Raw genomic sequence first — 12,123 nt, 5'->3', positions numbered from 1 at the left:
CGATCTATATCACTTAGACTATTGTCTTTATTGAAAATTATATAAAGTTACTGGGTTGCCTTTTCTTGGCCGACAGCGTTGCTCGCACTAGACGCTGCAAGGGTTTTACCATCTACAGAGGCTTTTAAGTTCACCAAGAAAATTGCAATGGCTGCAATAACGCCAGGAATAGCGATGGCTAAAAAATTCATTTGATGCGGTAATTCAAGCGTGAGTAATGCACCGGTCAAAACGGGTCCGACAATAGCACCAATACGTCCAATCCCCGATGCCCAGCCCATGCCTGTAGAGCGAACTGCGGTTGGATAAAACTGTGCGACAAAGGTATACAGTAAAATTTGTGAGCCAATAGTCGCGGCTCCAGCCACGCCAATTAGCAGATAAAGTACCGCTTGTGGGCTGTTAAATCCGAGTAAAATTAACGCAATTGCACCCACGGTGAACATGATGGTCAAAACTGGTTTTAAGTGGAATTTATCAGCCAAGACACCACCGCCAATGGCACCCACCATACCGCCAATATTCAGTGCAAATAAGAACATCAGGCTAGCCCCCAATGAGTAGCCAGCTTGAATCATCAATTTAGGTAACCAACTGCCTAAGGCATAAACCATCAATAAACACATGAAGAATGCCGCCCAAAACATTAAGGTACTAAACATCCGACCTTGCTGAAATAAAGCGCGTAATGGTGCATCATCACCAATGGTGGCTTCGTTTAACACCAAGACTGTATCGTCATGTAGCACTTGTTGTGGCGCAATTTTTCGCACAATCGCACGGGCTTTTTCGGTATCGCCTTTTTTGGTCAAGAACATTAAGGATTCAGGGAGAAATTTCCAAATCAGTGGCAAGACAAATAGCGGAATACTGGCCAAATAAAACATGATTTTCCAGCCATAATCCGGCACCAACCATGCACCCAATAGCGCAGAGGCCATACCGCCAATGGCATAACCACTAAACATAATGGCCACCAAGGTGCTGCGAATTCGTTTTGGCGCATATTCGGTCATCAATGCCACCACGTTTGGCATCACGCCGCCAATCCCTAAGCCGGCCAGAAAACGTAAAATACCAAATTCCGTCGGTGAACTGGCAAAAGCGCCTAGAAAAGTAAAACCACTGAAAATCGCAATACAAATCATGATGGTTTTTTTACGGCCCAATTTATCTGAGAGTGTGCCAAAACTCATGGCACCAAACATCATGCCAAATAACGCGGTACTGGCCAGCAATCCTGCTTGAACTGCACTTAGCGCCCACTCTTGCATCAAAATAGGTAACACCACACCATAAATGACCAAATCATAGCCATCAAAAATAATAATCATTAAACACCAAATTAGCACGCCCCAATGAAATGGCGTGAACTTGGCTTCATCCACCAGATGATTAATATTTAACTTTTGAGTATTCACTTCGCGCTCCTGCACATGAATCTTTAGATTTGTGCAAACAATGCGGCAAAGTGCTTTTTTTGTCCAAAACCGATTGCATATATATTCATACCTAAAAGGTTCAGTCTTTATTTTTAAAAAGTAAAAATAATACTTTAAAGATATATCCAAAACAGCTGGGCAGATACGCAGTGATTTTATTTTTAATTGATTATTTTGGCAGCCCTGACAAATATGCCGAGCGATCAAATGGGGAGAGCTGATCGCTCGGCATATTTTAACTGATACGGAGTTTTAGCCGCCTACAGCAACATTTAAAAGCGCTGTAATCGAACATTTAAAGCCTCTTATTCTTCAGCTTTAAATGTTCGAATTTTAGATAAAATTACGATCATAAACAATAGCTTCAAGATCATAGACTTGGTAGATACAATCAAATAAAGCACGAATATCTTCACTTTCATCCATGCTGCGAATGGCCAAGAAAATCGGACTGACCGCACCATCATCTAACAGTGGAATATAGTGCAAATGCGGCAATTGAATGGTTCTGGCGCTTTCAGGCACAATACAAATACCTTCACCGGCAGCCACCAAACCGAGTGCCAATTGAATTTCACGCACCTCTTTTATATTTTTGGGATCGAGACTATATTCAGAGAACAAGCCTCTGACTTGAGTGGAAAAATTCGGTTTTGCATGACTGGGATATAAAAATAAATTTTCATCGACAATATCCGTTAAATAGACGCCCTGTTTTTGTAGCGCCAGTGGATGACTTGAATGAGCAGCCACCATCAACGGCTCTTCCCTTAAAAGCACACGCCGCACCGCAGGATCAGAAATTCTTAAGCGCCCAAAACCGACATCAATTCGCCCCTCTTTCAGCGCCTTAATTTGTTCGGTGGTGCTCATCTCAATCAGCTCTACCTTTAAATGTGACTGTTGCTGACGAAACAAATAGACAATTTTGGGCAGTAAGCCATATAGCAAAGAACCGACAAACCCCATGGTCACGGTTTTTTCAACCATACCAACACGGCGCGTCATGGCTTTAATCTCTTCAGCATTAGACAAAAGTTTAACCGCATGCTGATAGAAAAATAATCCGGCTTCGGTGGTGAGTAATGGACGGCTACCGCGCTCGAAAAGCTGTATACCCAGCTCTGCTTCAAGGTTTTGGATCTGTCGGCTTAACGGTGGCTGTGCAATAAACAGCTTTTCCGCGGCTTTGGTGAAACTTTGTTCTTCAACCACCGCAACAAAATAACGTAAATGTCTGAGCTCCATAATACTCCATACCTTTAAAGCATAATAAAATGCAAAATTAATCTTAGACAGTAATTCTTTATTCTTTTAAGGTATATCACAAGAGCCAGGCAAAGCAAGATTGAGAAGCTTAAAATGTATAAATCCATAGAAACATTGCTGGTTGAAATTCCCACGATTCGTCCACACAAGATGGCGGTTGCCACCATGCAAACCCAAACCTTGGTGTTGGTTAAAATAACCAGCGCAGAAGGCTTAGTCGGTTGGGGTGAAGCCACCACGATTGGTGGTTTAGGCTATGGCGATGAAAGCCCTGAAAGTGTTAAAACCAATATTGAAACTTATTTTGCGCCGTTATTAAAATCTTTGTCTGGTTTAAATGTGGCTCAAACCATTACCGCGATTAAACGCAATATTAATGGTAATCGTTTTGCCAAATGTGCCATTCAAACGGCTTTACTGGATCTTCAGGCACAAATGTTGAACGTGCCACTGAGTGAACTGTTGGGTGGGCGTTTGCGTGACAGCGTGCCGGTGTTATGGGTATTGGCTTCAGGCGATACCGATAAGGACATTGCCGAAGCGCAAAAAATGATTGCGTTAAAACGTCACAATATTTTTAAACTTAAAATTGGTTCACGCCCTGTTGAAGAAGATGTGGCACATGTTTTGGCCATTAAACACGCCTTAGGTGCAGATATTTCAATTCGGGTAGATGTGAACCGCGCATGGTCAGAACTTGAAGCCATTAAAGGCATTCAGTTATTACAAGATGGCGGTGTCGATTTAATTGAACAACCGTGTGCCATTGACAACTTAGATGCGATGCAACGCTTAACCCGTCGTTTTGATATTGCCATTATGGCCGATGAGTCGTTATGCGGCCCACAAAGTGCCTATCAAATTGCGCGTAACAATGGTGCTTCGGTTTTTGCAGTCAAAATTGCCCAGTCTGGCGGTTTAATCGAAGGCTGTGAGGTGGGGAAAATTGCCAAACTTGCCGGTATTGATTTATATGGCGGCACCATGCTGGAAGGTCCAGTCGGCACGATTGCCTCAGCGCATGTGTTTTCAACCTTTGAAAGTTTAGCCTTTGGTACTGAATTGTTTGGGCCATTGCTGTTAACCGAAGATATTTTAAAAACGCCACTTCAATATCAAAACTATGAGTTGGTTTTACCTACGGTGGCCGGCTTAGGTATCGAAATGGATTTAGACAAAATTGACAACTTACGTCGTTAGTCATTCAAGGAGTAAGACATGCTTTTTCAAGTTCGCATGGATGTAAATATCCCATTGGATATGCCGGTTGAAAAATCGAATGAAATTAAAGCGGTAGAAAAAGCCTATTCACATGACTTACAGCGCCAAGGGAAATGGCGTCACATTTGGCGCATTAGCGGCCAATATTCCAACATCAGTATTTTTGATGTCGAGAGCAATGAAGAGCTGCACAACATTTTACAAGGTCTGCCGCTCTATCCGTATATGAATATTGAGGTGATGGCACTGAATCGTCATCCCTCTTCTATTCATGAGGATGATCGTTAATTTAAAAAAAGGCGTGATGGAAAATTTATTTTCCCTCTATGCAAAAGCAGCAACACAAGAAAAACTCACAAGGATTGTGGCCAGCCCAGTTTAGCCAGCCAAAATTACAGCTAAAGCGTCGGCCACTAAGAAAATGAAGAGATACTTCAGGAGCAATTGTATGAACCGTCAAGAGATCGATCAATTAGTCAAAGAGATGAACGTAGATACTGCCACCGGCGCTGTCGATGAACGCCTACAACAGGTGATTGTGCGTTTACTGGGTGACTTTTTCCAAGCGATTCAAGATTTAGACCTAACACAAACTGAAGTTTGGAAAGGTTTAGAATATATCGTCGATTCGAGTAAATCGAATGAACTTGGCCTTTTGGTGGCAGGTTTGGGTGTAGAGCATTTCTTAGATCTACATGCCGATGAAGTGGATGCCAAAGCCGGTATTACTGGTGGTACGCCGCGCACAATTGAAGGTCCATTATATGTAGCAGGCGCACCGGAATCGGTTGGCTTTGCACGTATGGATGACGGTTCTGAATCAGATCATGTTGATACTTTATTTATCGAAGGAATCATCACAGACACCGATGGTCAGATTATTCCGAATGCTAAAGTTGAAATTTGGCATGCCAACAGCTTAGGCAACTATTCTTTCTTTGACAGCTCACAATCAGAATTTAACTTGCGCCGTACAATTTTAGCCGATGCCGATGGCAAATACGTGGCTCAAACCACCATGCCGGTTGGTTATGGTTGTCCGCCAGAAGGCACCACACAAGCCTTATTAAATAAGCTGGGTCGTCATGGTCAACGTCCTTCACATGTGCATTATTTCATCTCTGCACCGGGTTATCGCAAACTTACCACGCAGTTCAATATCGAAGGTGACAAGTACCTGTGGGATGACTTTGCATTCGCAACGCGCGAAGGCTTGGTTGCATCAGTTTCTGATATTACCGATCCGGCTGAACTGGCTAAACGCGGTCAAGACAAACCGGTCAAACACATTAATTTTGATTTTCAACTGGTCAAAGATGTTGCTCAAGCACCAAGCTCTGAAGTTGAACGTCGCCGCGTAAGCGCTTAATTATATTTTAAGTCCCCCCAGATCGCTGTTTTAGAGAGATCTGGGAGACTGAGCCCCATTTGCCAAGTCGGAGAACGGACATGCCGCGTATTCCTGTAATTAACACCAGCCATCTAGATCGTATTGACGAATTGCTTGTCGATAATTTTGAAACAGGTGAATTTAAGCTGCATCGTTCAGTCTTTACCGATCAAGCCTTGTTTGATTTAGAGATGAAATACATCTTCGAAGGCAACTGGGTCTACTTGGCACACGAAAGTCAAATTCCGAATAACAACGATTTTTATACCACCTATATTGGCCGTCAACCGATCATCGTGGCACGCAATCGTGCCGGTGAATTGAACGCCATGATCAATGCCTGTTCACACCGCGGCGCGCAGTTATGTCGTCATAAAAAAGGCAATAAAGCGACCTATACCTGCCCGTTTCATGGTTGGACTTTTAACAACTCGGGTAAATTACTCAAAGTTAAAGACCCCGCAGATGCTGGCTATTCTGATTGCTTCAACCAAGATGGCTCACACGATTTAAAAAAAGTACCGCGTTTTGAAAGTTATAAAGGCTTCTTATTTGGCAGCCTTAATCCGGACGTTCCTTCCCTTGCAGAATTCTTGGGTGAAACCACCAAAATTATTGACATGATTGTGGGTCAGTCTGATCAAGGTCTCGAAGTATTACGTGGCTCATCTAGCTATACCTATGAAGGCAACTGGAAATTAACCGCTGAAAATGGCGCTGATGGTTATCACGTCTCTGCCGTACATTGGAACTATGCAGCCACCACCCAGCACCGTAAAGAAGCGCAAGCGGCAGATAATATTCGTGCCATGAGTGCCGGTTCATGGGGCAAACAAGGCGGTGGTTCTTATGGTTTTGAACATGGTCATATGTTGCTTTGGACGCAATGGGCCAATCCGGAAGACCGTCCAAACTTTCCAAAAGCCGAAGAATATACCGAAAAATACGGCGCAGCGATGTCCAAATGGATGATCGAGCGTTCACGTAACTTATGCTTGTATCCAAACGTGTATTTTATGGATCAGTTCGGTTCACAAATTCGCGTACTGCGCCCGATTTCAGTCGATCGAACTGAAGTCACCATTTATTGTATCGGCCCAGTCGGTGAAGACAAAGAATCCCGTACCCGTCGTATTCGTCAGTATGAAGATTTCTTTAATGCCTCCGGTATGGCCACTCCCGACGACCTTGAAGAATTCCGCGCCTGCCAAGCCGGTTATGCCGGTATTGCGCTGGAATGGAACGACATGTGCCGCGGCTCGAAACATTGGATTCAAGGCCCCGATGAAGCTGCCGATGAAATCCATCTAAAACCATTGCTGTCTTGTATTAAAACAGAAGATGAAGGTTTGTATCTGGCGCAGCATCAATATTGGCTTAAACAAATGAAGAAAGCCATTGTGTCTGAAAAAGAACTTGCTGAACTTAAAGGAGAAAGCGCATGAATGCTGACGCAACTTTAAACACGGTATCGTTAGAAAAAATCGCTCAATTTCTATATAAAGAAGCGCGTTTTTTAGATGATGAACAATGGGATGACTGGTTACAGTGCTACGCGCCTTCTGCGCAATTTTGGATGCCAGCTTGGGATGACGACGACAAATTAACCGAAGATCCAGAAACTGAAATTTCGTTAATTTATTATCCAGACCGTCAAGGTTTAGAAGACCGCGTGTTTCGAATTAAAACGGAGCGTTCTTCTGCCACCATGCCGGACACGCGCACCAGTCACAATATTGCCAATATTGAGCTGATTGAACAAAACGGCGACCAAGTCACCGTGCGTTTTAATTGGAATACCTTAAGTTTTCGTTATAAAACCGTTTATAGCTACTTTGGTATGTCACGTTATGTGATTGATTGTTCATCGGAACAATTTAAAATCTTAAATAAATACGTGATTCTTAAAAATGACTATATCAATCAAGTGATTGATGTTTATCACCTGTAACGGTAAATGCAACAAATTCTCTGGCGCTATGGAATAGGCGCTGGAGAATGCCACGAGTTTTAAAATTATTATAGGATGTTAGCCATGTCAAACCTCAATGTTGCACTTCAATTTGAAGATGGCGTTACCCGTTTTATCAGTGTCGTACAAGGTGAAACCCTGTCTGATGCGGCCTATCGCCAAAAAATCAATATTCCGTTGGACTGCCGAGATGGTGCATGCGGAACATGCCGCGCTTTTTGTGAATCAGGTTCGTTTGACATGCCTGAAGACGCATATATCGAAGATGCATTAACCCCTGAAGAAGCCGCTGAAGGTTATATCTTGGCGTGCCAATGTCGCCCAACTTCGGACGCCGTGTTTCAAATTCAGGCTTCATCGGAAGTGTGTAAAACAGAAATTCATCAATTTCAAGGCACGCTGGCTTGCGTCAACAATTTATCCGATTCAACCATTACCTTTGATATTCAACTGGATGAGGGTCAACCGGATATTCATTTTTTAGCCGGTCAATATGTCAATGTTCAACTTCCGGGCACAACAGAAACCCGCTCATATTCGTTTAGCTCTAAACCGAGTAATCGTCTGACCAGTTTTGTGGTACGTAATGTGCCAAACGGCAAAATGAGTGAGTTCTTGGCTCACAACGCCAAAGTGGGCGACAAAATGACCTTTGCTGGCCCATTCGGTAGCTTTTATCTACGTCCTGTTAATCGCCCTGTGCTGATGCTTGCCGGTGGTACGGGAATTGCGCCGTTTATGTCGATGCTACAAGTATTAGAAGAAAAAGGTTCAGAACATCCCGTGCGTTTGGTGTTTGGTGTGACCAATGATTTCGACTTGGTTGCGATTGAAAAACTTGATGAGCTGCAAGCGAAATTTGATTGGTTTGACTACCGTACAGTGGTGGCGCATGCAGACTCTACGCATGAACGTAAAGGTTATGTCACCGGTCATATTGACAATGAATGGCTCAATAGCGGTGATGTTGATGTTTATCTATGTGGCCCTGTGCCGATGGTTGAAGCGGTACGTGGTTGGTTAGACACCGAAGGCGTTAAACCGGCCAACTTCTTGTTTGAAAAATTCTCAGCAAACTAACAGGAGAATCGATCAAATGACCCAGCAAAGATTTCAAAATAAAGTGGTGATTGTGACTGGTGCTGCGCAAGGCATTGGTCGCGGTGTCGCGCTACAGGTCGCAAGTGAAGGCGCACAAGTGGTGATGGCAGATTTATCTGACTATGTCGAAGATGTTTTGGCGGAAATTCAAGCCGCGGGTGGCAACGCCATCACTGTTCGCGCGGATTTAGAAACCTTTGCCGGTGCAGAATCCGTGGTGGCACAGGCTTTGGCCAGCTATGGCCGTGTTGACGTGTTGATTAACAATGTCGGCGGTGCAATTTGGATGAAACCGTTCCAAGAGTTTTCTGAACAAGAAATTATCAAGGAAGTGAATCGCTCATTGTTTCCGACCATGTGGTGTTGCCGTGCGGTGTTGCCTGAGATGATTAAAAATCAGCACGGCAGCATTGTCAATGTCTCCTCTGTGGCCACACGCGGTATTAACCGTGTGCCCTATTCAGCCTCTAAAGGCGGCGTAAATGCCTTAACCGCAGCGCTGGCATTTGAACATGCGCAAGATGGCATTCGGGTCAACGCTGTAGCCACCGGTGGCACAGAAGCGCCACCACGAAAAGTACCGCGCAATGCCAATCCTTTAACCGAATCTGAACAAAATTGGATGCAACAAGTGGTCGATCAAACCATTGATCGTAGCTTTTTAGGACGTTACGGCAGCATTCAAGAACAAGTCAATGCCATTGTATTTTTGGCATCCGACGATGCTTCATATATTACAGGTACGGTTGTTCCTGTAGGCGGTGGCGATCAGGGTTAAATGCTCTGAAGTCACTCAAGATCAACAGGATCATTGCATTCTACGCATGGAGGCAAAAAGCCCAATGGCCACCCTGTTAAAAACGCTCAAAGATGATTGGTCAATATCAGCCACTGTCGCAGGATTTTTGGCCGTGCTGATTTCCTATTCAGGCCCACTGATCATCTTTTTCCAAGCAGCGCAAAAAGCGCAAGTGTCCAGCGCCATGATGATTTCATGGATTTGGGGCATCTCGATTGGTGCTGCCGTAGCCGGTATTTTCCTCTCCATCAAATATAAAGTTCCGATTATTACCGCATGGTCTGCACCCGGCACGGCGCTGTTGGTGACGCTCTTTCCGCATATTTCGCTAAATGAAGCAGTCGCAGCCTACATCACCTCTGCCGTGGTGATTTTTTTGGTCGGTATTACCGGTTACTTCGACAAATTACTGCGATGGATTCCGCAAGATGTTGCCGCCGGTATGATGGCCGGTATCTTATTTCAATTTGGTTTGGGACTGTTTACCGCAAGCGATAGCATGCCTACCATTGTCTTTGGCATGTTGGCGGTCTTTTTAGTTGCCAAGCGTTTAGTGCCGCGCTATGCCATGGTGTGGGTATTGGTCTGCGGTGTGGGCTTAAGTCTATTTTTAGGCAAAATGAATCCGGTCGATGTGCATTTCAGTTTGGCCATTCCACAGTTTATTCGTCCGCAGTGGAGCTGGAATTCGACTTTGAATCTGGCAATTCCTTTGATTTTGGTCAGCCTCAGCGGACAGTTTTTACCCGGCATGGCGATGATGAAAATCAGTGGTTATGACACGCCAGCCAAACCGATTATTACCGCCACCAGTATTGCGTCATTGGCCGTGGCCTGTGTCGGTGGTATTACCATTGTACTGGCCTCCATTACCGCGGCGTTATGCATGGGTAAAGATGCGCATGAACTCAAAGAAAAACGTTATATCGCCGGTATTGCCAACGGTATTTTTTATATTTTAGGCGGTTTATTTGCCGGCAGCATTGTCATGCTGTTTAGTCTATTACCTAAAGAGTTGGTGGCGGCATTGGCCGGCTTGGCGTTACTGGGTGCTATTGGCACCAATATTACGGTGGCCATGAAAAGTGACGCACATCGTGATGCTGCGCTGATCACCTTTTTAGCCACGGCCTCAGGGATGCATTTTCTAGGCTTAAGTTCGGTATTTTGGGGGATTTGTATTGGGGTTATTGCGCATTTGGTTTTAAGTAAACCTGCCGCCAAAACCACTGCTACATCTTCAACTTAAGGCTCTTAACATTAATCGACAGCTGCTTGTCTAGGAAACATTATGATTGATAAAAGTTCTGCTTCACTCACTGAAGCACTGATGCAAATTAAAGATGGCGCGACCATCATGATTGGTGGTTTTGGTACCGCAGGTCAACCGGCTGAACTGATTGATGGCTTAATTGAGCTGGGGGTTAAAGACCTGATTATTGTCAATAACAATGCCGGCAATGGCGATTATGGCTTAGCCAAACTGTTAAAAACGGGCGCAGTCCGTAAAATTATTTGCTCTTTCCCACGCCAATCCGACTCGTATGTTTTTGATGAAATTTATCGTGCCGGTAAAATTGAACTGGAACTGGTGCCACAAGGCAACTTGGCCTGTCGTATTCAAGCAGCAGGTATGGGACTTGGCCCGATTTATACCCCCACTGGTTTCGGCACTTTACTGGCAGAAGGCAAACCCACCTTAAACTATGACGGCAAAGACTTTGTACTGGAAAATCCAATCAAGGCCGATTTTGCCCTGATTAAAGCCCATCAAGGCGACCGTTGGGGCAACTTGGTGTATCGCAAATCGGCACGTAACTTTGGCCCCATTATGGCCATGGCAGCCGAAGTGACCATTGCACAAGTGTCTGAAGTGGTTGAATTGGGCGCACTCGATCCTGAGCACATTATTACTCCGGGTATTTTTGTTCAACATGTGGTTGCGGTCAAACCTGCACAATAAGCAAGGAAGATAACAATGAGTTATAGCAAATTAAGCCGTGACCAAATTGCGGCACGTGTGGCACAAGATATTCCAGATGGCGCGTATGTCAATCTTGGTATTGGTTTACCGACTAAAATCTCTAACTATTTACCCGCAGATAAAGACGTATTTTTACATTCTGAAAATGGCCTGTTGGCCTTTGGCCCACCACCTGCCGAACAAGACCGTGATCCTGAACTGATCAATGCCGGTAAAGAATTTGTCACGCTGCTGAAAGGCGGCGCATTTTTTCATCATGGTGACTCCTTTGCCATGATGCGCGGTGGTCATTTAGATATTTGTGTATTGGGTGCCTTTCAAGTGGCCGAAAATGGTGATTTGGCCAATTGGCATACTGGAGCACCCGATGCCATTCCTGCCGTAGGCGGTGCGATGGATTTAGCGGTAGGTGCAAAAAAAGTCTTTGTCACCACCGACCATATGACCAAACAAGGCGAACCCAAAATCGTGGCAGCGCTCTCTTATCCGGCCACCGGTCTGAAATGTGTCGATCGTATTTATACCGACCTTTGTGTGATTGATGTCACGGCAGATGGCATGAAAGTGATTGAGAAAGTTGACGGCTTAACCTTTGAAGCGTTGCAAGCGGTGACGGGTGCCAAACTCATTGATGCAACCAATGCTTAATTTTTAAATAGATTCAATCTTGCGCAATGCATTGTTTAAAGTCAGACGTCTAGCTTCATTTAAAAAGCGTCATCGAAAGCCTGCGTCCTTTAACCCAAATGCTATTAAGCAAGAATTGCAGAGAACATAAATATGAAAAATGCCTATATTGTAGATGCTATTCGGACTCCCTTTGGTCGTTATGCTGGTGGTCTGGCTGCTATTCGTACCGATGACTTGGGCGCTTTACCGATTAAAGCCTTGATGCAACGTAATCCATCGGTGAATTGGGCCTTGGTCGATGATGTAATGTATGGC

General features: G+C 44.6%; 13 protein-coding genes. 11 read left to right on the top strand and 2 right to left on the bottom strand.

Features of this window, described 5'->3' with window-relative positions; translation table 11 throughout:
- Positions 1 to 47: 47 nt before the first annotated feature.
- Together SE27_RS07705 and SE27_RS07700 are read right to left on the bottom strand one after the other, a co-directional pair.
- Positions 48 to 1,421 (bottom strand): MFS transporter, encoded by a 1,374-nt coding sequence (locus tag SE27_RS07705; RefSeq protein WP_039622298.1) that lies wholly within the window; start codon positions 1,419 to 1,421, stop codon positions 48 to 50.
- A gap of 354 nt (positions 1,422 to 1,775) precedes the next feature.
- Complete coding sequence (locus SE27_RS07700) at positions 1,776 to 2,690, bottom strand: LysR family transcriptional regulator (RefSeq protein WP_039622296.1); 915 nt, start codon at positions 2,688 to 2,690, stop codon at positions 1,776 to 1,778.
- Between the two features lie 114 nt (positions 2,691 to 2,804).
- Between SE27_RS07700 and SE27_RS07695 the strand changes: the two genes are divergently transcribed.
- The 11 genes from SE27_RS07695 to SE27_RS14450 form a co-directional block, all read left to right on the top strand.
- Positions 2,805 to 3,911, top strand: coding sequence for a muconate/chloromuconate family cycloisomerase (locus SE27_RS07695; protein ID WP_039622295.1), 1,107 nt, complete (start codon positions 2,805 to 2,807; stop codon positions 3,909 to 3,911).
- A gap of 18 nt (positions 3,912 to 3,929) precedes the next feature.
- Positions 3,930 to 4,220 (top strand): muconolactone Delta-isomerase, encoded by a 291-nt coding sequence (gene catC / locus SE27_RS07690; protein ID WP_039622293.1) that lies wholly within the window; start codon positions 3,930 to 3,932, stop codon positions 4,218 to 4,220.
- A gap of 160 nt (positions 4,221 to 4,380) precedes the next feature.
- Positions 4,381 to 5,301: a catechol 1,2-dioxygenase gene (gene catA, locus SE27_RS07685; RefSeq protein ID WP_039622291.1), complete on the top strand. Its 921-nt coding sequence runs from the start codon at positions 4,381 to 4,383 to the stop codon at positions 5,299 to 5,301.
- A gap of 80 nt (positions 5,302 to 5,381) precedes the next feature.
- Positions 5,382 to 6,767: a benzoate 1,2-dioxygenase large subunit gene (gene benA, locus SE27_RS07680; protein ID WP_039622290.1), complete on the top strand. Its 1,386-nt coding sequence runs from the start codon at positions 5,382 to 5,384 to the stop codon at positions 6,765 to 6,767.
- A complete protein-coding gene (gene benB, locus SE27_RS07675) occupies positions 6,764 to 7,273 on the top strand; it encodes a benzoate 1,2-dioxygenase small subunit (RefSeq protein ID WP_039622289.1) in 510 nt (169 codons plus the stop codon). Before benA ends, benB begins: the two co-directional genes overlap by 4 nt.
- An 84-nt stretch (positions 7,274 to 7,357) precedes the next feature.
- Positions 7,358 to 8,374: a benzoate 1,2-dioxygenase electron transfer component BenC gene (gene benC, locus SE27_RS07670; RefSeq protein ID WP_039622287.1), complete on the top strand. Its 1,017-nt coding sequence runs from the start codon at positions 7,358 to 7,360 to the stop codon at positions 8,372 to 8,374.
- Positions 8,375 to 8,390: 16 nt separating this feature from the next.
- Entirely contained in the window at positions 8,391 to 9,173 is a 783-nt protein-coding gene (gene benD / locus SE27_RS07665; protein ID WP_039622285.1) for a benzoate diol dehydrogenase BenD, read from the top strand.
- A 64-nt stretch (positions 9,174 to 9,237) separates the two neighbouring features.
- The gene (gene benE, locus SE27_RS07660) at positions 9,238 to 10,443 is read left to right on the top strand and encodes a benzoate/H(+) symporter BenE (RefSeq protein ID WP_039622283.1); all 1,206 of its coding nucleotides are present in this window, start codon (positions 9,238 to 9,240) and stop codon (positions 10,441 to 10,443) included.
- A gap of 42 nt (positions 10,444 to 10,485) precedes the next feature.
- Positions 10,486 to 11,157: a 3-oxoacid CoA-transferase subunit A gene (locus tag SE27_RS07655; protein WP_039622282.1), complete on the top strand. Its 672-nt coding sequence runs from the start codon at positions 10,486 to 10,488 to the stop codon at positions 11,155 to 11,157.
- Between the two features lie 15 nt (positions 11,158 to 11,172).
- On the top strand, positions 11,173 to 11,826 hold the full coding sequence (locus tag SE27_RS07650) for a 3-oxoacid CoA-transferase subunit B (RefSeq protein WP_039622281.1): 654 nt from the start codon (positions 11,173 to 11,175) through the stop codon (positions 11,824 to 11,826).
- A 132-nt stretch (positions 11,827 to 11,958) separates the two neighbouring features.
- Positions 11,959 to 12,123 (top strand): thiolase family protein (locus SE27_RS14450; RefSeq protein ID WP_455549992.1); only part of this gene is annotated, 165 nt, incomplete at its 3' end.

Origin of the sequence: Acinetobacter harbinensis, assembly GCF_000816495.1 — a bacterium.
Taxonomy (GTDB): domain Bacteria; phylum Pseudomonadota; class Gammaproteobacteria; order Pseudomonadales; family Moraxellaceae; genus Acinetobacter; species Acinetobacter harbinensis.
This window is presented reverse-complemented; position numbering and strand designations above follow the sequence as displayed.